Source organism: Pseudorhodoferax sp. LjRoot39, from assembly GCF_964253035.1.
Classification (GTDB): domain Bacteria; phylum Pseudomonadota; class Gammaproteobacteria; order Burkholderiales; family Burkholderiaceae_C; genus Pseudorhodoferax.
Genome location: NZ_CAXUQL020000001.1, coordinates 4,879,789 through 4,902,005 on the forward strand (window position 1 = coordinate 4,879,789; position 22,217 = coordinate 4,902,005).

The following is a 22,217-nucleotide window of genomic DNA, read 5'->3' on the forward strand; positions in this document are numbered from 1 at the left end:
CCGTGCCGCGTGGTGCGGCACCGGGCTCAGGGCAGCTGCGGCAGGCCGGGCAGGATCTTGTCGAGCGTGATCGGGTAGTCGCGCACGCGCACGCCGGTGGCGTTGTAGACGGCATTGGCGATCGCAGCCGCCACGCCGGAAAGCCCCAGCTCGCCGACGCCCTTGGCCTTCATGGGCGAGATCGTCGGGTCGACCTCGTCGAGGAACACCACGTCGAGGTGCGGCACATCGGCATGGGCCGGCACCTCGTAGCTTGCCAGGTCGTGGTTCACGAACAGGCCCAGACGCTTGTCCACGGCCAGGTCTTCCAGCAGGGCCGAGCCGATGCCCATGGCCATGGCGCCGATGACCTGGCTGCGCGCGGTCTTCGGGTTCAGGATGCGGCCCGCGGCGCACACCGCCAGCATGCGGCGCACCCGCACTTCGCCGGTGTGGCGGTCCACGGCGACCTCGGCGAAATGCGCGCCGAAGGTTTCCTGTGCATAGGCCCTGGCCATGCTGTCGCCGAACGCCACATGGTCCTGCACCACCAGCTCGCCGTCGCGTGCGGCGCTGGCCAGGGGCATGCTGCGCGTGCTCGAACGCACCTGCCCCTCGGCGAAGTCGATGTCGGTCAGGGAGAAGTTGAGCCGCTGGGCCACGGCGGCGCGCAGCTTCACGCATGCGGCGTAGACGCCGGACGTCGAGCTGGTCGCGCCGCGCTGGCCGACGGAGCCCACCGTCACCGGGTAGTCCGAATCGCCCAGCCGCACGACCACCTGGTCCAGGCCCACGCCCATCATCTCGGCGGCGGTCTGCGCAATGATGGTGTAGCTGCCGGTGCCGATGTCGGTCATGTCGGTTTCCACCGTCACGGTGCCCTGGCGGTCCAGCCGCACGCGGGCGCCGGAATCGCGCGTCTTCGCGCCACGGATGGCGGACGCCACGCCCATGCCGATCAGCCAGCGGCCCTCGCGCCGGCTGGCGGGCCTGGGGTCGCGCGCATGCCAGCCGAACGCGCTGGCACCCGTGCGCAAGGCCTGCACCAGTTGGCGCGTGGAGAACGGCCGCGCCGGGTTGGCCGGGTCGGCCTGCGTGTCGTTCACGATGCGCAGCTGCACCGGGTCCATGCCGAGCGCGACGGCCAGCTCGTCCATTGCCGCTTCGAGCGCCATCATGCCGGAGGCCTCGCCCGGCGCGCGCATGGAGCTGCCCTCCGGCAGGTCGAGCAGGGCGCGGCGCGTGCGGGTCATGCGGTGGGCGCCGGCGTAGAGCACGGGCGTCTGGATCGTGGCGGGCTCCGGGTAGCCGTTCTCGACATTGCCCGACCAGCTCTCGTGGCCGATGGCCAGCAGGCGGCCGTCGCGGCCAGCGCCCAGGCGCACGCGCTGGATGGTGGCGGGGCGGTGCGTGGTGTTGTTCGCGATCAAGGGCCGGGGCAGCACCAGCCTGACCGGCCGCCCCGCCGCGCGCGCGGCCACAGCGGCCAGGATGGCGTCGGCCATGGAGGTGGCCTTGCCGCCGAAGCCGCCACCGATGAAGGGCGAGCTGACACGCACCTTGGCCTTGGGAATGCCCAGGGCCTTGGCCACGTCGCGCGCGGCCCAATCGATGGTCTGCACCGAGGTCCACAGCGTGAGCCGGTCGCCGGCCCACGCGGCGATGGTGGCGTGCGGCTCCATCATGGCGTGGGTCTGGTCGGGTGTGGTGTAGCGCGCGTCCACCGCGACGGGCGCGGCGGCGAACGCACTGTCGAAGTCGCCCAATTGGCCGTCCGGCGTCTGCGGCGGGCGTGTGGCCGACGGCTGCGCCGCCGCCAGGTCGAACGCGCCGGGCGCGCTGGCGTAGGCCACCTGGACCAGATGCGCCGCCGCACGGGCCTGCTCGAAGGTCTGCGCCACGACCACGGCCACCGCCTGGTGGTAGTGCAGCACGCGCGGGCCGGCCAGCGGTGCGGCGGCGATGAAATCGCCCAGCGCCAGCGGCCCCGCGTTCTGCGCCGTCACGATGGCGATGACGCCCGGGGCCTGCCGCGCGGCGCTGGTGTCGATCGACACGATGGTGCCGGTGGCGATCGCGGCGCCCACGACGAAGCCGTGCGCCTGCCCAGCCACTGCGTCGTGCCGGTCGGCAGCGTAGGGCGCGCGCCCGGTCGTCTTGAGCGGGCCGTCGATGCGGTCGATGGGTTGGCCGACCACGCGGCATCGGTCGATGGGGTTCGCGGGCGCTGGACTGTCGAATTGCATCGTGGTGGCTCGTGGAAGGGCGGCGGATGGACGGACGGCCGTCCGCCTCGGTTCTCCGGACCAGTCTAGGCAGCGTGCCTGGCCCGCACTAGCCCATGCTGGCTTGCGGCACTGGCAACGGGCGGTTGCGAATGCGGCCACGCCTTCGATCCGCAAGTGCAGCTTGCCAATCCTTCAAGGCGACGCGGTCTAGTGCGCCAGCCACCCCCTCTCTACAGTCCATCCATCGCATGTGCCAGCCTGGCGCATGCCGCCTGCTTCGACCGAATCCAATCCATGTGCACCAGCGGCAACGCCGCCTGCACGCAGAGGCCCCCATGACATCCGCCAGCACGCCCGCCACCGAAGTCCCCGTCTCCCAAGGCCGCGTGGGCGAACTGCGCCTGCTGCTGATCCTCGGCGCGCTGATGGCCTTCACCTCGCTGTCCACCGACATCTACCTGCCGGCCATGCCGCAGATGGCGCGCGAGTTGCGCGGCAACGTGGAACTGACCATCACGAGCTTTCTCGTCGGCTTCGCGCTGGCGCAACTGGTCTGGGGACCGGTGAGCGACCGCATCGGCCGGCGCCGGCCGCTGGCCATCGGCGTGTCGCTGTTCGTGGTGGGCTCGGTCGGCTGCGCGCTGGCGCAGACCATGGAGCAGATGGTGTTCTGGCGCATGTTCCAGGCCTTCGGCGCCTGCACCGGCCCCATGCTGGCCCGCGCCATGGTGCGCGACCTGTACCCGCGCACGCAGGCGGCGCAGACGCTGTCCACGCTGACGGTGATCATGGCCATCGCGCCCATCGTCGGGCCGCTGCTCGGCGGACAGATCGTGCGCTTCGGCTCCTGGCACGGCATCTTCTGGCTGCTGGCGGCCGTGGGCGCGCTGATGCTGCTGGCGCTGCGCCAGCTGCCCGAGACCTTGCCGGTGGCGCGCCGGGCCACGACACCGGCGTTCAGCGCGTTCGCCGACTACCGTGCGCTGCTGGGCAACGCGGTCTTCATGCGCTACACCTGGTGCGTGACGCTGTTCTACGTCAGCGCCTATGCCTTCATCACGGGCTCTCCGCACGTGTACATCGAATTCTTCGGCGTGCCTCCGCAGCACTACGGTTGGCTGTTCGCGCTCAACATCGTGGGCCTCATGGCGGTGAGCCTGGCCAACCGCAAGCTCGTGGGACGCTTCAGCCTGGACACGCTGCTGCGCGTCGCCACCACGGTGGCCGCCGTGGCCATGCTGGTGTGCCTGGGCCTGGCCGAGGCGCACATCGGCGGCCTGGCAGGCATCGTCGTTCCGGTGTTCGTGTTCTTCTCGATGAACGGCATCATCGCAGCCAGCGCGACCGCAGCCGCCCTCGATGGCGTGCCGCCCCAGCTGGCGGGCTCGGCCGCCGCGCTGATCGGCGCATTGCAGTACGGCAGCGGCATCGTCTCGTCGCTGTTGCTGGCGGCGCTGCCCAACGGCACACCACGCAGCTTGACCGCAGTGATGGCGGTGTTCGCCGTCGCTTGCGCTGCGATGGCGTTCTGGCGCCGCGGCGGCGCACTGGCCCGGGCGCCGCAGCGCTGACATCCGCACGGTCCGACACGGCCGCCTTCTCTTCTTGCCTCTGGAGACCTCCACCATGAAAACATTCCTGCCTCCCGCAACGCTGGCCCTGTGCGCCGCCGCCATCGGCGCGGCCGCGTACGCGCAACCGGCACCCTCGGCACCCTCGGCGCCACTCGTGATCGAGCAGCAGGGCAGCTTCGCAGCCGGCGGCACGATGGCCACGGCACCCGGCAGCTTCGATCCCCGCAAGCCGCTCGAGCCCGCTGGCCAGACCTACCGCGGCGACCACGCCTACGCGTTCTTCCAGATCCCGGCCCAGGCGCGGCCACTGCCCATCGTGATGTGGCACGGTGCCGGCCAGTTCTCCAAGACCTGGGAGACCACGGCCGATGGACGCGAGGGCTTCCAGACCATCTTCCTGCGCCGCAAGTTCGGCGTCTACGTGGTCGACCAGCCGCGCCGGGGCGATGCCGGGCGCAGCATGGTGGAGGGTAGCGTCAAGCCCACGCCGGACGAGCAGCTGTGGTTCAACCAGTTCCGCGTCGGCGTGTGGCCCAACTACTTCGCGGGCGTGCAGTTCGCGCGCGACGGCGAGACGCTGAACCAGTACTTCCGCGCGATGACGCCCAACACCGGGCCGTTCGACATCCAGGTCGTGTCCGATGGCGTGGCCGCCGTGGTCGAGCGGGCCGGCCCGTCCATCCTGTTCACGCATTCGCAGAGCGGCGGGCCGGGCTGGCTGACGGCCATCAAGAACGCCAAGGTGCGCGCCATCGTCTCGTTCGAGCCCGGCAGCAGCTTCGTGTTTCCGGAGGGCGAGCTGCCGGCGCCGATCAAGAACGCGTTCGACACGGTGGTGGGCGTGCCCGTGCCCATGGCGCAGTTCACGGCGCTGACGAAGATCCCGATCCTCGTGCTCTACGGCGACAACATTCCGGCCGAGCCGGTGGACCTGCCGGCGCAGGACAGCTGGCGAGCACGACTGCAGATGGCGCGGGTCTGGGCCGATACCGTCAACCGACATGGCGGCGATGCCCGGGTCGTGCACCTGCCCGAAGTCGGCATCCGCGGCAACACGCACTTTCCGTTCTCCGACCTGAACAACGTGCAGATCGCCGACCTGGTGTCGAAGTTTCTCGCCGACAAGAAGCTGGACCGATGACCGCGACCCGGCCATCCGATCCCGCTGCGCCAACCCATCCAACGAAAGTCACCAAGCCATGAAGCACCGCACTCTCGGAAACCGTCTGGACGTCTCGGCCCTGGGCCTGGGCTGCATGAGCATGAGCGCCCTGTACGGGCCGCCGGCCGACCGGCAGCAGATGGTCCAACTCATCCGTGCCGCGCACGAGCGCGGCGTCACGCTGTTCGACACGGCCGAGTCCTACGGTCCGTTCACCAACGAGGATCTGCTCGGCGAGGCCCTGCAGCCCATCCGCGACCAGGTGGTGATCGCGACCAAGTTCGGTTTCGACATCGACCTGCAAAGCGGCGAGCGGCGTGGCGGCACCAACAGCCGGCCCGAGCACATCAAGGCCGCCGTGGAAGGCTGCCTGAAGCGCCTGCGCACCGACCGCATCGATCTGCTGTACCAGCACCGCGTGGACCCGGCCGTGCCGATCGAGGAGGTGGCCGGCGCCGTGAAGGACCTGATCGCCGAGGGCAAGGTCCAGCACTTCGGCCTGTCGGAGGCGGGCGTGCAGACCATCCGCCGCGCCCATGCCGTGCAGCCGCTGACGGCGGTGCAGAGCGAGTATTCCCTGTTCTGGCGTGGGCCCGAGCAGGAGCTGCTGCCGGTGCTGCTCGAGCTGGGCATCGGCTTCGTGCCGTTCAGCCCCCTTGGCGCCGGCTTTCTGACGGGCAAGATCGACGAGCACACCCAGTTCGATCCGACGGACTTTCGCAACCACGTGCCGCGCTTCTCGCCCGAGGCGCGCAAGGCCAACGCGGCCCTGGTCGACGTGGTGACGGCCGTGGCGCAGCGCAAGGGGGCCACGCCCGCGCAGGTGGCGCTGGCCTGGCTGCTGGCACAGCATCCCTGGATCGTGCCGATCCCCGGCACCACCAAGCTGCACCGCCTGGAAGAGAACCTGGGCGCGGCAGACCTCGCATTGAGCGCGGCCGATCTGGCGCAGATCGAGGAGCAGGTCGCCAAGGTGCAGGTGCGCGGCGAGCGCCTGCCCGCCGCGGCACTGCAGATGACGGGTCTTTGACGCCGTGACCAGCATGGACAGGATCGACGGCTTCTCCGCCATGCGCCGGGCGCGGTGGGCGGCGCTGCTGGGCGTGTCTCTTGCGGGCGCACTGCTGCATCCGATCGCGCGCGCCGAGCCCAACCGCGTCAGCTTTCCCGACCTCGCGCAGCAGGTGCACTACGCCACCGTCAAGCGCGGCAATGTGACCGAGCACATCTCCACCACGCGCGAGGCGCTGGAGGCCATCCAGAAGAAGCAGCCCATCCCGGATGGCACGCAGTTCGTGCTGGCGGACTACCGCGACGGGGCGATCTTTCGCTACTTCGTGATGGAGAAGGGGGCAGGGTGGGGCGCGGATTTCGAGGAGCGCCGGCGCACGGGCGACTGGCAGTTCCAGTGGTTCTGGCCGAACAGGCAGATCAACCTGAAGGAGAACACGGCGCGCTGCATGGCCTGCCACCAGTCGCAGAAGGAGCAGAACTACCTGTTCACCGCGCCCCGGCTTGCCGCGTTCCGCGGCACACCCATCGAGTAGTCCATGCACCCGATGCTGCGATCACGCCTGGTGCTGGACCTGTTCTCCGCCGGTTTGCTGTTGCTGGCCATGGCCTACCACTGGCAGGGCAACGCATTCCATGAGGTCGTGGGCACGGCCATGTTCGCGCTGGTCGTCGCGCACAACCTCTTGAACCGCCGTTGGTGGGGCGCGCTGGCCAGGCCGCGCAGTCGCCAGCGCAGCAGCGGGCACACGGCGCTGAGCATGCTGCTGCTGGTCGCGTTGCTGGTGCTGCTGGCCACCAGCGTGATGATCTCGGAGACGGTGCTGGCCTTTCTGTCGCCCACCGGCGGCTTCACGGCGCGCCAGGTGCATGGCTTCGTCGGCTACTGGGTGCTGGCCGTCGTGGCCATCCACATCGGCCTGCGCTGGGCCGTGGTCATGGCGGCGGCGCGCAGCCTGTTCAAGATCACCAGCGCCAGCCGCGTCCGCGGCCTGGTGCTGCGCGGACTCGCGCTCGGCATGGTGGCGGCGGGTGTGAACTCGGCCGGCGCGCTCGGCGTGCTGCCCCGGCTCTTGTTCGAGATGCGCCTGGACTGGTGGAACTTCGAGGAGTCCGTGGCTGGATTCTTCGTCCATTGCCTGCTGTTCGCCGGTGCGCTGATCGTCGTGACGCACCACCTCCAGTTGCTGCAGCGCGGCCGGCGCAGCCGAACGGCCAACGCCACCGTGCCGCAGCCCCCAGCTTCCTCCTTCCCAACCCAACCGGATCGAACGCCATGAAACTGCTCCAATCCCTGCTGCTGCCCATGATGGCCGTCACCGCCATCGAAGCCGGTGCGCAAGGCAGCGTGCCCGACACCCCGGCCGCGCGCATGGCGCGCGAGACCGCACCGCAACTGTTCGCTTACACGCAGGACGTGCTGTTCGGCGATGTCTGGAAGCGCAAGGAGCTGGCGCCGCGCGACCGCAGCCTGGTCACGCTGTCGGCGCTGGTGGCCAACGGGCAGGCCGCGCAGATGACATCGCACATCAACCTGGGGCTGGACAACGGCCTGCAGCCGTCCGAGATCGTCGGCATCCTCACGCACCTGGCCTTCTACACCGGCTGGCCGAACGCCATGTCGGGCGTCGCCGTCGCGCGGCAGGTGTTCACGCAGCGCGGCATTGCGGCCGATGCGCTGAACGCCGCCACAGCCGAGCTGCTGCCGGTGGAGCCGCAGGCCGAGGCCCGGCGCGCCGCCACGGTCAAGGAGAACGTGGCGCCCACCGCGCCGGCGCTGGCCCGCTACACCGACGAGGTGCTGTTCGCCGACCTGTGGCGCCGCCAGGATCTGGCGCCGCGCGACCGCAGCCTGGTGACCATGTCCGCGTTGATCGCGCGCGGCCAGGTCGAACAGATGCCGTTCCACCTGAACCGCGCCATGGACAGCGGCCTCACGCAGGTGCAGGCCGCCGAGGTGGTGACGCACCTGGCGTTCTACACGGGCTGGCCGCGCGCGATGTCGGCGCTGCCGGTGCTGCAGACGGTGTTCGCGGGGCGCAAATAGCCCGTGGACGATCGCCATGGCGCCGGCTGGCGTGCGCCGGGACAGGTCACCAACAGCATCGGCATGGTCTTCGTGCCCATCCCCGCCGGCAGTTTTCGGATGGGCTCGCCCGAGCGCGATGCCGAAGCCCGGGCGTTCGAGAAGCCGCAGCACCGGGTCACCATCAGCCGCACGTTCCACCTCGGCGCGTTCGAGGTCACGCAGGCGCAGTGGGAAGCGGTCATGGGCTTCGGTGCCTACACGCTGGACCGGTCCAACCCGTACTGCAACCATGCCCGGCATGGCCGCGCGCATCACGCGGCCCAAGCATCCCGCCACTGTGTCCTGGAACGACGCGCAAGGCTTTATCGCCCAGCTGAACCAGAAGGAGCAGGGCGGCGGTTCGCACCCGGTCGGTCGCAAACTGCCCAATCCCTGGGGTCTGCACGACATGCATGGCAAAGCCTGGGAATGGGTGCAGGACTGGTACGACCCTGGCCGGGCTGTGCGCATGTGCCACCTACTACGCGATGCGGTGCCTGCAGCGCCTGAAGCGACCGCGTGCGGCAGGATCTCTCGTGGAGAAGGGACCGCGGCCATGACGGGTGGTCGATCCCGCGCTGGTTGCAGCTCCGCCCGCGCAGCGATCAGACGCAAGGGCGCCTCGGCCACGAGGCGCATCGACACGCCCGCAGGTCGCCACCGCATTGCGGGCGGATTCGCAAGGCAGACTTGCTGGTCTAGCCAGTCGAACCTGCCTAGTGCGGATGGGTCGCGCTGCCTATAGTTTTGGCATATGCCAACGGCATGTGGCGCGCGTCCACTCGTGAAACGAAAGGGCGCGGCCCGCTGCCCATGGCGTCCACGTCCAAGGAAACAAGCCCATGAAAACCATCGCCGCCGCCGCGCTTTCGCTGTCCCTGCTCGCCGCGGAGTCCTCCGACGCGTTCGCCCAGACGGTCACGGTGACGCGTGTGGGCTCGCAGCCGAGTGCGGCCGGACCAGAGAGCAACTTCACCGGCACCGTGCGCGTCGATGCGCGCTTCAGCGGTACAGGCGCTGCACGCGTCGGTGGCGGCACAGTGACGTTCTCGCCCGGCGCGCGCACCGCATGGCACACCCACCCGTTGGGGCAGACGCTCATCGTCACCGCAGGCGTCGGCCGGGTCCAGCAGGATGGCGGTCCCGTGCAGGAGATCCGGCCAGGCGACACGGTGTGGATTCCGCCCGGCGTCAAGCATTGGCATGGTGCCGCGCCCACCACCGGCATGTCCCACATCGCCATCGCCGAGTCGCTCGACGGCAAGGCCGTCGACTGGATGGAGAAGGTCAGCGACGCGCAGTATGAGCAGCGCTGAGCGAACTGCACGCACTGCCGAGCAGGAAGGACATCTCATGGGTGATCGACCGCACGTCATCTGCCACATGGTCGCCCCGCTGGATGGGCGCTTGCTGGTGGGGCCTTGGGCACCGGCCGGCAGCGCGTTCAAGACGGCGCTGCACGACGAGTACCAGCGCTTGCATTTGGCATTCGGTGCAGATGCATGGCTGGGCGGGACCACGACCATGGAAGACTTCGCGACTGGCAAACCGGCCACGGCGGGTGACCCGGCGGCCGCGCCGCCGCGCCCATGGCACATCGCCGACAAGGCAGCCAGCAAGTTCGCGATCGCGATGGATCGGCGTGGACGGCTGCACTGGAACAGCACCACGGCGGACGACGGCCACGTCGTTGTCGTGCTGGGCGCTTCGGTGGCAGACACCCACCTGGCCGAGCTGATGGCAACGGGTGTTTCCTACCTGGTCATGCCGGACGACGAGATCGACATCGCCGCCATGCTGGTGTCGCTGCGCGAACGTCTGGGCATCAAGACACTGCTGCTCGAAGGCGGGGGCAAGACCAACGGCAGCTTTCTGAAGGCGGGCGTCGTCGACGAGATCAGCCTGTTGGTGGCGCCGGCGATCGACGGCACGAGCGGCGCGCCCACCATCTTCGAAGCGGGCGAGGGCAGTGTTGGCCCGCAACTGCAGCTGGAGCTGATCGCCGCGCAGCCGCTCGCGGCGGGGACCGTGCACCTGCGTTACCGCGTGCGCCCGGCCGAGCCGGCTTAGGCAGGCCGACGGGTCACGGCGCCACCATCCACACACCACGTCCCTACGGAGCAGAAATTGTCCGGTCCCATCTCGAAGATCCTGGTTGTCGGGGCCACCGGCAGCATCGGCAGCCATGTGGTGGCGCTGGCCCTGCAAGCCGGCTATGCAGTCCGCGCACTGACGCGTGACGTGGCCAGGGCCGCGGATCTGCCGGCGCAGGCTGAACGCGTGGTCGGGGACGTCGCGCATGCCCAAACCCTTGAATCCGCCGTCGAGGGCGTGGACGCCATCGTGTTCACCCACGGCGCACAGGGCCAGGGCAAGCTTGGGTCCGAGCAGGTGGACTACGGCGCGGTGCGCAACATCCTGGCCGCGCTGAAGGGGCGCACGGTGCGCATCGCGCTGATGACCGCCATCGGCGTGACCGACCGCACCGGCAGCTACAACCGCAGCACCGAAGCCCACGACTGGAAACGCCGCGCCGAGCGGTTGGTGCGTGCCAGCGGCCTGGCCTACACCATCGTGCGGCCGGGCTGGTTCGATTACCAGGAAGCAGGGCAGAACCGCCTCGTGTTCCTGCAGGGAGACCGGCGCCACGCCGGCACCCCGGCCGATGGCGTCGTCGCGCGCCGCCAGATTGCCCAGGTGCTCGTCGCAAGCCTGGCCTCGGCCGCGGCGGAGCGCAAGACCCTGGAACTGGTGGCCGAGCACGGCGCGGCGCAGCACGATCTCGATCCCCTGTTCCTGGCCTTGCAGGCGGACCCGGCAGACGCGCTCGATGCCGTTCGGGACCTGCAGAACATGCCGTTGGGCAGCGAGCCGGAGCGCGTGCGCAACGACCTGGCCCGCATGTCTTCATCCCGTTTGCGCTGAACTTCCCGCCCGCGCCGTCTGCCCTGCGGCCACTCCCGCGTCCTCCCCGCCGGGCGTGTCCGCGGTACGCAATGAACTTGGCCCCCACTGTTGCCCGGCCCGACCCAGCGCGTAGTCCACGAAGGCCCTGAGCTTGGACGACTGCTGCCGCCGGCTCGGGTAGTACAGGTAGAAGCCCGGGAACGTCGGTGAGAAGCTGCCGAGCACGCGCTGGAGCGTCCCCGCGCGGATGTGCGGTAGCGCGAGCTGCTCGAAGGTGTAGGCCAGCCCCACGCCGTCGAGCGCAGCCTCGATGGAGAACAGCGAGTCGCTGATCGTCAGGCTGCCGCCGACCTCGTGCTCGACGGTGCGCCCGTCCACATCGAACTCCCATTTGTAGATGGCACCGCTGCCCGAGAAGCGAAAGCGCACGCAGTCGTGCTGTGCCAGCTCGGACGGATGCTGCGGCGCCGGGTGCCGCTGGAAATACGCCGGCGAGCCGACCACGGCCACCGCCACCGGGCCGCCCAGCGGCACCGCGACCATGTCCTTCTGCACGCTCTCGCCCAGGCGCACGCCCGCGTCGAGGCCTTTCTCGACGATGTCCACATAGCCCTCGTCGTTGCTGAGCTCGATCTGCACGCCGGGGTGTGCCTGCAAAAAGCCGGACAGCAGCGGCTGCAGCACCATGGCAATCGAGATGCGAGCCGCGTTGATGCGCAGCACGCCCGAGGGCCGGCCCTGCAGCGCGTGCAACTGCTCGCCGGCCTGCATCACGTCGCCGAGCGCCGGGCCGATGCGCGCCAGGTAGGCCTCGCCGGCCTCGGTCAGGCTCACGCTGCGCGTGGTGCGGTTCAGCAGCCGCACGCCGAGCCGCGCCTCCAGGCTGCGGATGGCCTGGCTCAGCGCCGAGGGCGAGACCTCCAGCGCGGCCGCGGCGGCGCTGAAGCCGCGGTGTTCAGCGACCTTCCAGAAGGCGAGCAGTCCGTCGAGCTGGTTCAGGCGCATGTCTTGAAGAATAACTTCATACGGTGTTCAGCGTTCTGCCATTTTTCTTCTCAGTGTGCGCTCCTACAGTCCCGGCCATCGACATCCCTTCGCAAGGAACCCCATGAACGACAGACAGGTGTGGCTCATCACGGGCGCTGGCCGCGGCCTGGGCCTGCACATCGCCACGGCGGCCCTGGCCGCAGGCCATGCCGTGGTGGCCACGGGCCGCGACAGCGCCCAGGTACAGGCCGCCGTCGGCGCGCACGACAGCCTGCTGGCCGTGCGGCTGGACATCACGCGTCCAGAGGACGCCCAGGCCGCGGTGGCGGCCGGCGTGGCGCGCTTCGGCCGCATCGACGTGCTGGTCAACAACGCGGGCAATTTCTACGCGGGCTTCTTCGAGGAGCTCAGCGCGGGGCAGGTGCGCCAGCAGATCGAGACGCTGCTGTTCGGCCCCATGCACGTGACGCGCGCGGTGTTGCCCGCCATGCGCCGCCAGCGCGCGGGCCTGGTGGTGACGGTCTCGTCCACCGCGGGCGTCTCGGGTGGGCTGTTCCTGACCGCGTACGCCGCCGCCAAGTTCGGCATCGAAGGCTGGATGGAATCGCTGGCGCCCGAGCTTGCGCCGTTCGGCGTGCGCACCATGCTGGTGGAGCCGGGCTTCTTCCGCACCGAACTGCTGACGCCTGGCTCCACCACGTTCGCCGAGCCAAGCCTGCCCGACTACGCCGAGCGCACGCGCGCCACGGTGGCGGCCTGGAGCGCCATGGACGGCCAGCAGGGCGGCGACCCCGCGAAGCTGGCCCGTGCTCTGGTGCAACTGGCCGCGCTGGACGAGCCGCCGGCGCGCTTTGCCGCCGGTGCCGACGCCGTGGAGACCTTCGAGGCCAAGGCGCGCCTGCTGCTGGCCCAGGCCGATGCGCACCGCGCGCTGTCGTCCTCCCTTGCCCACACGGACTGAGGACGGCCCACCATGGCAAGCCTGCACATCAACGGCCGCGCGCACCAGCTCGATGCCGATCCCGGCACGCCCATCCTGTGGGCGCTGCGCGATACGCTGGGCATGACCGGCACCAAGTTCGGCTGCGGCGCCGCCCTGTGCGGCGCCTGCACCGTGCACCTGGACGGCCAGGCGATTCGCTCCTGCGTCACGCCGATCGCGGCCGCGGAGGGCAAGCCGATCCAGACCATCGAGGCCATGACCGATGGCAGCGATGCGGTCGGCACCGCCGTTCACGCGGCCTGGGTTCGGCACGACGTAGCCCAGTGCGGCTACTGCCAGAGCGGCCAGATCATGAGCGCGACCGCCTTTCTCAAGTCCCTGCCCAAGGGCCAGCAGCCGACATCTGCCGAGATCGACAGCGCCATGGCCGGCAACATCTGCCGCTGTGGCACCTACGCCCGCATCCGCGCCGCGGTGGCCGACGCCGCCCGCGCCATTGCCTGAAGGAACCACTGTGCTGCCCCACTTCCACGAACGCGAGATGCCGCGCGCACTGCAACACCTGCTGGCACGCCAGAGCACCGCGGCCGCCAGCGCGATGCCGCGGCGAAGCTTTCTCAAGCTGGCCGGTGCCAGCGGTCTGGGTGGCTTCGCCCTGGGGGCGTTCCCGCACCTGGCCAGCGCCCAGCCTGCCACGGGCCTCAAGCCCACGCAGCAGCCATCGGCTTTCGTGCAGATCGCGCCCACCGGCGAGGTCACGGTCACCATCAACCGGCTGGAGTTCGGCCAGGGCGTGCAGACCGGCCTGCCGATGGTGCTGGCCGAAGAGCTGGACGCCGACTGGGCCCTGGTGCGCAGCCGCAACGGGTCGAGCGATGCGGCCTACGCCGACCCGCTGTTCGGCATCCACATGACCGGCGGCTCGCATTCGATCAAGAACAGCTTCACGCAGTACCGCGAGCTGGGTGCCCGCACGCGGGCCATGCTGCTGTCTGCCGCCGCCGCGCGCTGGCAGGTGGACGTGGCCAGCCTGCGTACGCAGGCCGGCACGGTGCTGGGCCCGGCGGGTCGGCGGGCCGGCTACGGCGAACTGGCCGAGGCGGCCATGGCCTTGCCGGTGCCGGAGCAGGTCACGCTGAAGAACCCCAGGGACTTTCGCATCATCGGCCAGCCCACCACACGGCTGGACGCGCGCGCCAAGAGCAGCGGCCGGCAGGACTTCGGCATCGACATGCGGCTGCCCGGCCAGCTGACCGCCGTGGTGGCGCATCCGCCCGTGTTCGGCGCCCGGCTCGCGGCGGTGGACGACAGCGCCGCGCGTGCCATCGCCGGCGTGCGCGCCGTGCTGCGCGTGCCGGTCGACCGTGGCGGCGAAGGCGTGGCCGTGCTGGCCGACGGCTACTGGCCGGCCAAGCAGGCGCGTGACGCGCTGCAATTGCAATGGGACACCAGCCGCGTCGAGAAGGCGGACAGCACGCGCCTGCTGGCGCAGTACCGCGCGCTGGCCGGCCAGAGCGGCCCGCGTGCCTTCGACGCCGACATGGCGCCGCTGGTCGCTGCCCCGCATCGGCTGCAGGCCGAGTTCGTGTTCCCCTACCTCGCGCATGCGCCGATGGAGCCGCTGAACTGCACCGTGCGCCTGTCGGACGGGCGTGCCGAACTGTGGGTCGGCACGCAATGCCCCGGCCTGGACGCCGCGGCCGCCGCCGGCGCGCTGGGCCTCAAGCCCGAGCAGGTCACGATGCATGTGCAGACGGCCGGCGGCGGCTTCGGCCGGCGCTTCGTGGGCACCAGCGACTACGTGGTCGAGGCCTGCGCCATCGCCAGGGCCGCGCGCGCCGCCGGCATCACGGCGCCGGTGCGCCTGCTGTGGAGCCGCCAAGACGACATCCAGGGCGCCTACTACCGGCCCCTGCACCTGCACCGCGCGCACATCGGCTTCGACGCCCAGGGCAGGGTGCTGGCCTGGGACCACACCATCGTCGGCCAGTCCATCACCACCGGCACGGTGTTCGGCGCGTTCCAGGTCAAGAACGGCATCGACGCCACCGCCGCCGAGGGCATGCGCGACCCCTACGGCGTGCCCATGCGACTGACCGTGCACCACCCGCAGGTGAACGTGCCGGTGCTGTGGTGGCGCAGCGTGGGCTCCACGCACACGGCCTTTGTGATGGAGACGCTGCTCGACGAGATCGCGCGCGCCACGCAGCAGGACCCGGTGGCCTACCGCATGCGCCTGTTCGGCGACCGGCACCCGCGCCACCGCGCCGCGCTGCAGCTGGCGGTGGACCGCAGCGGCTACGGCAAGGCCCGGCTGGCCGAAGGGCGCGCCTGGGGCGTGGCGGTGCACGAGTCGTTCGACTCGGTCGTGGCCTACGTGGTGGAGGCCTCGGTACGGGACGGCCGGCCGGTGCTGCACCGCGTGACCGCCGGCGTGCACTGCAACCTGGTGGTCAACCCGCGCAGCGTGGAAGCCCAGGTGCAGGGCGCGGCGGTCATGGGCCTGGGCATGTGCCTGCCGGGTGCGGCGATCACGCTCAAGGACGGTGTGGTGGAGCAGCGCAACTTCGGCGACTACCCCGTGCCGCGCATCACCGACATGCCCGAGATCTCGGTGCACACCGTGCCCAGCGCCGAACCGCCGACCGGCATGGGCGAACCCGGCCTGCCGCCGCTGGCGCCGGCGTTTGCCAATGCCATCGCGCGGGTGACCGGCAAGCCGCTGCGGGCGCTGCCGTTCGAGAGCGCATGAGGCACAGCGTCATTCGCCGGGCAGTGGCGCGCACTGGCGGTCAAACGTTGAGGGTCTGATTTCGGTTGGCTATGGCGGCATGCCGCGCAACCAGCGTGTCACCCGCCCCAAGGTCTCGCGCTCCTGGTCGGCACGCAGCGTGAGGCCGGTGTCCAGCAGGCGTGCTCCGGGCGCATGGGCGCGCAGCACCGAGAGGCTGTCCCCTGTGCCGTAGCCGCCGTGGGTGATGAACGGGACCAGTGTCTTGCCCGCCAGGTCGTGGCTGGCCAGGAAGCTGCGGACGACGGCCGGCGGCGACTGGCCCCAGATCGGGAAACCCAGGAACACGGTGGCGTAGCGTCCCGGATCCTCCACGCTGTGCTGCAGCGGCGGCCGGTAACCGCTTTGGCGCTCGCGCGTGGCCTGGGCCACGGTCTGCTCGTAGTCCTCGGGATAGGGGTCGACGGGCAGGATCTCGAACAGATCGGCGTCTTGCGCGCGGCGGATCTGGCCAGCCAGTACGCGCGTGTTGCCGGTGCGTGAGAAGTAGGCCACGAGCGTGCCGCGCTGCGCAGGGGGGTCGGCCGCACGCGCCGCGTCCGCCAACCCCGCCAGTGGCAGTGCCGCGGAGGCCGCGAGCAGCTGGCGCCTGTTCAGCGGAGCAGGGCGGCGCGGCAGGGCCATGCCAGGCTTCACAGCTGCGTGTTCTTGAGCGGCAGCTGCCGCACGCGCGTGCCGGTGGCCGCGAAGATGGCGTTCAGCACGGCCGGCGCGGCCACGGCGATGGTGGGCTCGCCCACGCCGCCCCAGAACCCGCCCGACGGCACGGTGATCACCTCGACCTTGGGCATCTCGTCCAGCCGCAGCACGTTGTAGGTGTCGAAGTTCGTCTGCTCGATGCGGCCGTCCTTGACCGTGCACTCTCCGTACAGCGCCGCCGACAGGCCGTAGACGAAGGAGCCTGCGATCTGCGCCTCCACCTGCTGCGGGTTGACCACGTGGCCGGGGTCGGTCGCGGCCACGATGCGGTGCATCTTGAGCTGTCCCTTGGTGACCGACACCTCGGCCGCCGCCGCCACATAGCTGCCGAAACCCGCGATCTGCGCAATGCCGCGGTGCACGCCGGCGGGCGGCTTGGTGTCCCATCCGATGCCCTTGGCCGCAGCTTCCAGCACCGCCAGGTGCTTGGGGTGTTTGGCCATCAGCTTTCGCCGGAAGGCGAGGGGATCGATGCCCGCCGCATGCGCCAGCTCGTCGATGAAGCACTCCAGGTAGACGGCGTTCTGGTTCAGGTTCACGCCGCGCCAGGCGCCTGGCCGCACGTGCGGGTTGCGCATGGCGTGGTCGATCAGCACGTTCGGGAAGGTGTAGCCGATGGGCATCTCCACCCCGGTGGGCACCAGGCCCTGGAACACGATGCCGTCGCTGCCTGTCGGCGTGATGCGGGACGGTGCGTGGTACGCGAAGATCGACTGGCCCGAGATGCGCATGTGCAGCGCCTCCACGTTCCCCGCGCTGTCGAGCGATGCACGCAGCCGGCATTGCGTGACCGGGTGGTACTGGCCCTGGGCCATGTCTTCCTCGCGCGTCCACATCATCTTCACGGGCGCGCCGGGCACTTGCTTGGCAATCAGCGTGGCGATGCGCACGTAGTCGGTGTACAGGCGCCGCCCGAAGCTGCCGCCGATGCGCATGGGGTGGACCTCGCAGGCGGTGGCGGGCAGGCCGGCGGCCTTGGCCATTTCGTCCAGCGCGGCATCGGCCACCTGGGTGGGGCCCCACATTTCGCAGCGCTCGGGCGTCCAGCGCACGGTGGCAGCGAGGATCTCCATGGGCGCATGGTTCTGGTAGGGGTAGCTGTAGTCGGCCTCGATCACCCGCGCGGACTTGGCCAGCACGGCCTTGGCATCGCCGGCCTGGTTGCCGATGTAGGGCGTCTCGGCGGACAGGCCCTCGCGCAGCATGGCAGCGATGGTCTCGCTGGACGCCTTGGCACCCGCGCCTTCGTCCCAGACGATGGGCAGCGCATCGAGTGCCGTCTTGGCGCGCCAGAAGGTGTCGGCCACGACGGCCACGGTGGCGTCGTCCACGCGCAGCACGTGCTTGACGCCACGCCGACCGGCGATGGCCGCTGCGTCGAAGCTGACCAGCTTGCCGCCGTGCACCGGGCAGCCTTTGGGCACGGCCACCAGCATGCCGGGCATCTGCAGATCGGGGCCATACACCAGGCTGCCGTTGAGCTTGTCGGCCGTGTCCAGGCGCTTCAGGGGCTGGCCGGCGATGGTCCAATTCTTGGGGTCCTTCAATGCGACCTGCGTGGGCGGGGTCAGCTTGCCGGCCGCCGCCGCGACGGCGCCGTAGCTGGTCTTGCGCCCGCTGGCCGCGTGCGTGATGACGCCCTTGGCCACGCTGCACTGTGCGGCCGGCACGCCCCAGCCGTCAGCGGCCGCCTGTACGAGCATGGTGCGCGCCATCGCGCCGCCCTGGCGCACGTACTCCTGCGAGCCGCGGATCGCGCGCGAGCCGCCCGTGGACAGATCGCGCCAGACGTTCCGGCGACTGCGGTTCATGGCCGGCTTGACGAGCTCGAAGCGCACCTGGCCCCAGTCGCATTCCAGTTCCTCGGCCACCAGCTGGGCCAGCCCGGTCAGCGAGCCCTGGCCCATCTCGGTGCGCGCGATGCGGATGGTGACCGTGTCGTCGGGGCGCACCACGACCCAGGCGTTGACCTCGGGCGGCGCTGCCGTCTGCGCCGAAACGGCCCGAGGCAGCACGGAAAAGCCGAAGGTGAAGGCACCGGCGGTGGTGCCCGCCGTGACCAGGAAGCCGCGGCGCGACAGGCGTGCGCCTTGTTGTTGCGTGGCAGAAGTCATCGCATGCCTTTCAGTTGCTGGCCACGGCCGACATGCGCCGGGCGGCCAGCTTGATGCCTTCGAGCACGCGCCCGTAGGTGCCGCATCGGCAGATGTTGCCGATCTGTGCGCGGATCTCTTCGTCGGTGGGATTCGGGTTCTGCGCCAGCAGTGCCGAGGCGGCCATCAGCATGCCGGACTGGCAGTAGCCGCACTGCGCCACGTCCAGTTCGGCCCAGGCCTGCTGCAAGGGGTGGGGCTTGTCGGCACCCAGGCCCTCGATCGTGACGATCTTCTGCTCGGGCGTGACGGCGCTGACCGGCATGACGCACGACCGCATCGCCGCGCCGTCCAGGTGCACGGTGCAGGCGCCGCACTGGGCGATGCCGCAACCGTACTTGGAGCCGGTCAGGCCCACGTGCTCGCGGATCACCCACAGCAAGGGGGTGTCGTCCTCGACATCGACCGCCACCGGTTTGCCGTTGATGTTCAGTTGGGCCATGAAGGGTTCCTGTGCATGGATTTGACGTGTGATTTGGTGGGCCGCCAGCCCGGCCAGACTGGAGCGGGGCTGCCGTGACCGGCCACATGCGGGCGGTGCTGCTTGGAACGACTGTAGGTGCGGAAGGTCCCGTTGCATACGCAAGCGGGGCTTGCTCCTTTGGCAAGCGTGGCTTGCCGGTGCGGGCGCCGTCGATGTGCCGACAAGCGCAGCTTGCCGATGTCGCAAGCTGTACACCACTAGCCCATGCATCCTGGCGTGCCTACAGTTCTGGCACATCTACCAAGGAGTTCGAACATGAAGGAAGTCGTCGTTGTCATCGGCCCGGGATCCATCGGCCAAGCCATTGCCCGGCGTGTGGGCGCAGGCAAGCAGGTGCTGCTGGCAGACCTGCGCGAGGAGAATGCGCTGTCCGCCGCCAAGGTTCTGAGCGAAGCCGGATTCGAGGTCAGCACGGCGTCTGTGGACATCGCCTCGCGTGCGTCGATCGAGCAACTGGTCGAAACGGCCAAGGGCCTGGGCAGCATCACGGGACTGGTCCATGCGGCCGGCGTGTCGCCGTCGCAGGCCCCGCCGGCCACGATCCTGCAGGTCGACCTCTACGGAACGGCGGTGGTGCTGGAGGTGTTCGGCAACGTCATCGCCCGAGGAGGCTCGGCCGTGGTGATCGCCTCGCAATCCGGCCACCGCCTGCCGGCTCTGACGCCGGAGCACGACAGGCTGCTGGCGCTGACTCCGGCCGACGCGCTGCTGGCACTTCCGATGCTGCAACCCGCCGAGGTCACCGATCCCCTGCACGCCTACCAGATCTCCAAGCGCTGCAACGCGCTGCGCGTGAAGGCCGAAGCAGTGCGCTGGGGCGCGCGCGGGGCCCGTGTCAACTGCATCAGCCCCGGCATCGTGATGACGCCGCTGGCCAAGGACGAGCTGACCGGCCCGCGCGGCGCCGGCTACCGCCGCATGATCGCGCTGTGCCCGGCCGGCCGTGCCGGCACGCCCGATGAGATCGCCCATCTGGCCGCGCTGCTGATGGGCGCGGATGGGGGCTTCATCACCGGCAGCGATTTCCTGATCGACGGCGGCGTCACCGCCTCGTACTTCTACGGCGCGCTGGCGCCCGCCTGAGCGGCCCCCCGGACGAACAGCGCGCGCCCGCGCTCTTCCGCGGTATGGAGTTCCTGCTGACTCAGCACATAGGTGTGGTTGTTGGCCAGGCGGTCGATGGCCAGGTCGATGAAGGCCCGCACCCGCGCGGGCTGCGACACGCGGCTGCCGTAGTAGACGAACACGCTGGAGAAGTCCGCCACGTGCGGCGTGAGCAGCGGAACCAGCCGGCCGGCGCGGATGTGCGCCGCGGCGGTGATGGCGGTCAGCTGGCCCAGCACGCGCCCGCCCAGCACGGCTTCGGTTTCCATTTCTTCCTCGTTGACGCAGAAGGAGGGCGGCACGTCCTGTTCGATGCTGCTGTCGCCCTGGCGCAGCCGCCAGGGCATGACCCGGCCCGTGGACGGGAAGCGGAACACGCTGCAGCGGTGTTCGGCCAGTTGCTCGATGCGCTCGGGCGCGCCATGGCGCTCCAGGTAGCGGGGTGCCGCGCAGATGATGAGCTGCATCGGGAACAGCCGGCGTGCGATCACCCCTTCTGCCGGCGAGAGACCGATGCGAAAGCCCACGTCCGCCCGGTCTTCCACCCAGTTGCCGATGCGGTCGTCGAGTTGCACGTCGGCCTGCACCTCGGGATGGATCTCGCAGAACTCCTGCAGCAGCGAGGCGAGCACCGGCCGGAAGGTGGAGTGCGGGCCGACGATGCGCAGCGGGCCGGCGATCTCGTCCTTGGCGTCGCGCGCCTGGGCCAGCGCGCGTTCCAGGCCAGCCAGGGAAGGGCGGGCGGCGTCCAGGAACTGCTGACCCTCGGCCGTCAGCTGCATGTTGCGCGTGGTGCGGTGGAACAGGCGCACGCCCAGGTGCTTCTCCAGCTGCGCCAGGGCCTGGCTGGCGGCCTGGGGCGTCATGCCCTGTGCGGCAGCGGCCTGTCGCAGGCTGCCCAGGTCGGCGGTCTTGACGAAGGTGGAGATGGAGCGTAGTTCGTTGATGGGCATGGGGCGTCCTCGGCGCGCAGATTATGGGCATCGCGCCCATTCCCCCACGCGCACTGTCAACGCCGGCTTGCCAGTGCCGCAAGTGCGCGCCCTCTAGTGCGGGGCGACGCAGCTTCCTAAAGTCACACAGTCATCGATGACGGTGCAAAACCTATGAAAACACGCATCCTGGGAGATCCGCACACGGGGCTGCAGGTCTCTGAGCTCGGTCTGGGCTGCATGGGCCTGAGCTTCGGCTTCGGCCCGGCGGTCGATTACCGCCAGGCCGTGGCCTTGCTGCGCGACGCAGCCGAGCGCGGCGTGACCCTGTTCGACACGGCGGAGGTCTACGGCCCCTACACCAATGAAGAGCTGGTCGGCGAAGCGCTGCAGCCGCTGCGCGCGCAGGTCCGCATCGCCACCAAGTTCGGGTACCGCATCGAAGCCAGCGGCGCGTTCTCAGGCGTGGACAGCCGGCCCAGCCGCATCCGTGCGACGGTGGACGCCGCGCTCAAGCGCCTGCGGACCGACCGGATCGACCTGCTGTACCAGCATCGTGTGGACCCGGCCGTGCCCATCGAAGAGGTTGCCGGCACCGTGGCCGATCTGGTGCGCCAGGGCAAGGTGCTGCACTTCGGTTTGTCCGAGGCTGGCGCGGCCACGATCCGGCGCGCGCATGCGGTCCACCCGGTGGCCGCGCTGCAGGTGCACTATTCGCTGTGGATGCGCGAACCGGAGGCGGTGCTGCTGCCGCTCTGCGAGGAGTTGGGCATCGGCCTCGTGCCCTGGGGACCGCTGGGCCAGGGCTTCCTGACCGGCCGCATCGCGCGTGGCACGCGCTTCGACGATCCCTGGGATCTGCGCTCGACCTTTCCGCGCTTCACACCGCAGGCGCTGCAGTCGAACTTCGCGCTGGTGGAGTTCCTGCAGGACCTGGCTGCGCGCAGACGCAGCACGCCAGCGCGCCTGGCTCTGGCATGGCTGCTGGCGAAGAGGCCGTTCATCGTGCCGATCCCGGGCGTGCAAAAGCCCGAGCACCTGGATGACAACCTGCCGGCGGCGGACATGGTGCTCGACCCGGACGACCTGCGCGCGATGGACGACGCGCTCGCAAACCTGCATGTCGAGGGCGCGCCGCTGCCACACCGTCTGGCCGCAGCGATCGAGCGCTGAAGCGGCAAGGCTCGCCCTTGAC

Annotated in this window: 21 protein-coding genes and 1 pseudogene; 16 read left to right on the plus strand and 6 right to left on the minus strand. The window is 70.1% G+C overall.

All coding sequences use genetic code 11. The features are described from left to right. Positions 1–26 precede the first annotated feature (26 nt). The gene (gene paoC / locus ACSQ4M_RS22770) at positions 27–2,225 is read right to left on the minus strand and encodes an aldehyde oxidoreductase molybdenum-binding subunit PaoC (RefSeq protein WP_436191689.1); all 2,199 of its coding nucleotides are present in this window, start codon (positions 2,223–2,225) and stop codon (positions 27–29) included. A gap of 317 nt (positions 2,226–2,542) precedes the next feature. On the opposite strand from paoC, the gene ACSQ4M_RS22775 reads away from it, so the two are divergent. From ACSQ4M_RS22775 to ACSQ4M_RS22825, 11 genes and pseudogenes are all read left to right on the plus strand, one after another. After that, positions 2,543–3,778 carry a multidrug effflux MFS transporter gene (locus tag ACSQ4M_RS22775; RefSeq protein WP_436191690.1) on the plus strand — a complete coding sequence of 412 codons (1,236 nt, stop codon included), beginning with the start codon at positions 2,543–2,545 and terminating at the stop codon, positions 3,776–3,778. Between the two features lie 55 nt (positions 3,779–3,833). Beyond that, positions 3,834–4,922, plus strand: a complete 1,089-nt coding sequence (locus ACSQ4M_RS22780) for an alpha/beta hydrolase (RefSeq protein WP_436191691.1) — start codon at positions 3,834–3,836, stop codon at positions 4,920–4,922. A gap of 58 nt (positions 4,923–4,980) precedes the next feature. Further along, positions 4,981–5,973, plus strand: coding sequence for an aldo/keto reductase (locus ACSQ4M_RS22785; protein ID WP_436191692.1), 993 nt, complete (start codon positions 4,981–4,983; stop codon positions 5,971–5,973). 13 nt (positions 5,974–5,986) lie between these two features. Then, positions 5,987–6,490, plus strand: a complete 504-nt coding sequence (locus ACSQ4M_RS22790; RefSeq protein WP_436191693.1) for a cytochrome P460 family protein — start codon at positions 5,987–5,989, stop codon at positions 6,488–6,490. Between the two features lie 3 nt (positions 6,491–6,493). Continuing rightward, positions 6,494–7,234, plus strand: a complete 741-nt coding sequence (locus ACSQ4M_RS22795) for a DUF4405 domain-containing protein (RefSeq protein WP_436191694.1) — start codon at positions 6,494–6,496, stop codon at positions 7,232–7,234. Beyond that, positions 7,231–8,001: a carboxymuconolactone decarboxylase family protein gene (locus ACSQ4M_RS22800; protein ID WP_436191695.1), complete on the plus strand. Its 771-nt coding sequence runs from the start codon at positions 7,231–7,233 to the stop codon at positions 7,999–8,001. Before ACSQ4M_RS22795 ends, ACSQ4M_RS22800 begins: the two co-directional genes overlap by 4 nt. Before the next feature lie 99 nt (positions 8,002–8,100). Continuing rightward, a pseudogene (locus tag ACSQ4M_RS22805) lies at positions 8,101–8,244 on the plus strand (SUMF1/EgtB/PvdO family nonheme iron enzyme); the annotation flags it as partial. Between the two features lie 37 nt (positions 8,245–8,281). Then, complete coding sequence (locus tag ACSQ4M_RS22810) at positions 8,282–8,767, plus strand: SUMF1/EgtB/PvdO family nonheme iron enzyme (protein WP_436194054.1); 486 nt, start codon at positions 8,282–8,284, stop codon at positions 8,765–8,767. 97 nt (positions 8,768–8,864) lie between these two features. Next, positions 8,865–9,338: a (R)-mandelonitrile lyase gene (locus ACSQ4M_RS22815; RefSeq protein WP_436191696.1), complete on the plus strand. Its 474-nt coding sequence runs from the start codon at positions 8,865–8,867 to the stop codon at positions 9,336–9,338. Positions 9,339–9,375: 37 nt separating this feature from the next. After that, a complete protein-coding gene (locus ACSQ4M_RS22820) occupies positions 9,376–10,092 on the plus strand; it encodes a dihydrofolate reductase family protein (protein ID WP_436194055.1) in 717 nt (238 codons plus the stop codon). 57 nt (positions 10,093–10,149) lie between these two features. Beyond that, entirely contained in the window at positions 10,150–10,947 is a 798-nt protein-coding gene (locus ACSQ4M_RS22825; RefSeq protein WP_436191697.1) for an SDR family oxidoreductase, read from the plus strand. On the opposite strand, the gene ACSQ4M_RS22830 is transcribed toward ACSQ4M_RS22825, so the two are convergent. Beyond that, positions 10,930–11,934, minus strand: coding sequence for a LysR family transcriptional regulator (locus ACSQ4M_RS22830; RefSeq protein ID WP_436191698.1), 1,005 nt, complete (start codon positions 11,932–11,934; stop codon positions 10,930–10,932). The two genes, ACSQ4M_RS22825 and ACSQ4M_RS22830, sit on opposite strands and share 18 nt — an antisense overlap. 103 nt (positions 11,935–12,037) lie before the next feature. On the opposite strand from ACSQ4M_RS22830, the gene ACSQ4M_RS22835 reads away from it, so the two are divergent. The 3 genes from ACSQ4M_RS22835 to ACSQ4M_RS22845 are packed head-to-tail and all read left to right on the plus strand — an operon-like array spanning position 12,038 to position 15,611. Next, positions 12,038–12,877, plus strand: coding sequence for an SDR family oxidoreductase (locus tag ACSQ4M_RS22835; protein WP_436191699.1), 840 nt, complete (start codon positions 12,038–12,040; stop codon positions 12,875–12,877). 12 nt (positions 12,878–12,889) lie between these two features. Beyond that, complete coding sequence (locus ACSQ4M_RS22840) at positions 12,890–13,363, plus strand: (2Fe-2S)-binding protein (protein WP_436191700.1); 474 nt, start codon at positions 12,890–12,892, stop codon at positions 13,361–13,363. Positions 13,364–13,400: 37 nt separating this feature from the next. Further along, a complete protein-coding gene (locus tag ACSQ4M_RS22845) occupies positions 13,401–15,611 on the plus strand; it encodes a molybdopterin cofactor-binding domain-containing protein (protein WP_436194056.1) in 2,211 nt (736 codons plus the stop codon). 69 nt (positions 15,612–15,680) lie between these two features. Here ACSQ4M_RS22845 and ACSQ4M_RS22850 read toward each other — a convergent pair whose 3' ends face one another. Genes ACSQ4M_RS22850 through ACSQ4M_RS22860 form a run of 3 tightly spaced genes read right to left on the minus strand, consistent with a single transcriptional unit; the run spans position 15,681 to position 18,944 of the window. Beyond that, positions 15,681–16,274 carry a flavodoxin gene (locus ACSQ4M_RS22850; RefSeq protein WP_436191701.1) on the minus strand — a complete coding sequence of 198 codons (594 nt, stop codon included), beginning with the start codon at positions 16,272–16,274 and terminating at the stop codon, positions 15,681–15,683. Positions 16,275–16,282: 8 nt separating this feature from the next. Next, positions 16,283–18,463, minus strand: a complete 2,181-nt coding sequence (locus ACSQ4M_RS22855) for a molybdopterin cofactor-binding domain-containing protein (protein ID WP_436191702.1) — start codon at positions 18,461–18,463, stop codon at positions 16,283–16,285. A gap of 10 nt (positions 18,464–18,473) precedes the next feature. Further along, on the minus strand, positions 18,474–18,944 hold the full coding sequence (locus ACSQ4M_RS22860) for a (2Fe-2S)-binding protein (RefSeq protein ID WP_436191703.1): 471 nt from the start codon (positions 18,942–18,944) through the stop codon (positions 18,474–18,476). Positions 18,945–19,241: 297 nt separating this feature from the next. Here ACSQ4M_RS22860 and ACSQ4M_RS22865 point away from each other — a divergent pair, with 297 nt between their 5' ends. Further along, entirely contained in the window at positions 19,242–20,069 is an 828-nt protein-coding gene (locus ACSQ4M_RS22865; RefSeq protein ID WP_436191704.1) for an SDR family oxidoreductase, read from the plus strand. Here ACSQ4M_RS22865 and ACSQ4M_RS22870 read toward each other — a convergent pair. Beyond that, entirely contained in the window at positions 20,045–21,043 is a 999-nt protein-coding gene (locus ACSQ4M_RS22870; protein ID WP_436191705.1) for a LysR substrate-binding domain-containing protein, read from the minus strand. The genes ACSQ4M_RS22865 and ACSQ4M_RS22870 overlap by 25 nt on opposite strands. Before the next feature lie 153 nt (positions 21,044–21,196). Between ACSQ4M_RS22870 and ACSQ4M_RS22875 the strand changes: the two genes are divergently transcribed. After that, positions 21,197–22,195: an aldo/keto reductase gene (locus ACSQ4M_RS22875; RefSeq protein ID WP_436191706.1), complete on the plus strand. Its 999-nt coding sequence runs from the start codon at positions 21,197–21,199 to the stop codon at positions 22,193–22,195. Positions 22,196–22,217: the final 22 nt, after the last annotated feature.

Bases quoted from the DNA above. Each gene is read 5' to 3' on its own strand.
- paoC (WP_436191689.1), bottom strand. From the start codon at position 2,225: ATGCAATTCGACAGTCCAGCGCCCGCGAACCCCATCGACCGATGCCGC.
- ACSQ4M_RS22775 (WP_436191690.1), top strand. From the start codon at position 2,543: ATGACATCCGCCAGCACGCCCGCCACCGAAGTCCCCGTCTCCCAAGGC.
- ACSQ4M_RS22780 (WP_436191691.1), top strand. From the start codon at position 3,834: ATGAAAACATTCCTGCCTCCCGCAACGCTGGCCCTGTGCGCCGCCGCC.
- ACSQ4M_RS22785 (WP_436191692.1), top strand. From the start codon at position 4,981: ATGAAGCACCGCACTCTCGGAAACCGTCTGGACGTCTCGGCCCTGGGC.
- ACSQ4M_RS22790 (WP_436191693.1), top strand. From the start codon at position 5,987: ATGGACAGGATCGACGGCTTCTCCGCCATGCGCCGGGCGCGGTGGGCG.
- ACSQ4M_RS22795 (WP_436191694.1), top strand. From the start codon at position 6,494: ATGCACCCGATGCTGCGATCACGCCTGGTGCTGGACCTGTTCTCCGCC.
- ACSQ4M_RS22800 (WP_436191695.1), top strand. From the start codon at position 7,231: ATGAAACTGCTCCAATCCCTGCTGCTGCCCATGATGGCCGTCACCGCC.
- ACSQ4M_RS22810 (WP_436194054.1), top strand. From the start codon at position 8,282: ATGGCCGCGCGCATCACGCGGCCCAAGCATCCCGCCACTGTGTCCTGG.
- ACSQ4M_RS22815 (WP_436191696.1), top strand. From the start codon at position 8,865: ATGAAAACCATCGCCGCCGCCGCGCTTTCGCTGTCCCTGCTCGCCGCG.
- ACSQ4M_RS22820 (WP_436194055.1), top strand. From the start codon at position 9,376: ATGGGTGATCGACCGCACGTCATCTGCCACATGGTCGCCCCGCTGGAT.
- ACSQ4M_RS22830 (WP_436191698.1), bottom strand. From the start codon at position 11,934: ATGCGCCTGAACCAGCTCGACGGACTGCTCGCCTTCTGGAAGGTCGCT.
- ACSQ4M_RS22835 (WP_436191699.1), top strand. From the start codon at position 12,038: ATGAACGACAGACAGGTGTGGCTCATCACGGGCGCTGGCCGCGGCCTG.
- ACSQ4M_RS22840 (WP_436191700.1), top strand. From the start codon at position 12,890: ATGGCAAGCCTGCACATCAACGGCCGCGCGCACCAGCTCGATGCCGAT.
- ACSQ4M_RS22845 (WP_436194056.1), top strand. From the start codon at position 13,401: ATGCCGCGCGCACTGCAACACCTGCTGGCACGCCAGAGCACCGCGGCC.
- ACSQ4M_RS22850 (WP_436191701.1), bottom strand. From the start codon at position 16,274: ATGGCCCTGCCGCGCCGCCCTGCTCCGCTGAACAGGCGCCAGCTGCTC.
- ACSQ4M_RS22855 (WP_436191702.1), bottom strand. From the start codon at position 18,463: ATGACTTCTGCCACGCAACAACAAGGCGCACGCCTGTCGCGCCGCGGC.
- ACSQ4M_RS22860 (WP_436191703.1), bottom strand. From the start codon at position 18,944: ATGGCCCAACTGAACATCAACGGCAAACCGGTGGCGGTCGATGTCGAG.
- ACSQ4M_RS22865 (WP_436191704.1), top strand. From the start codon at position 19,242: ATGAAGGAAGTCGTCGTTGTCATCGGCCCGGGATCCATCGGCCAAGCC.
- ACSQ4M_RS22870 (WP_436191705.1), bottom strand. From the start codon at position 21,043: ATGCCCATCAACGAACTACGCTCCATCTCCACCTTCGTCAAGACCGCC.
- ACSQ4M_RS22875 (WP_436191706.1), top strand. From the start codon at position 21,197: ATGAAAACACGCATCCTGGGAGATCCGCACACGGGGCTGCAGGTCTCT.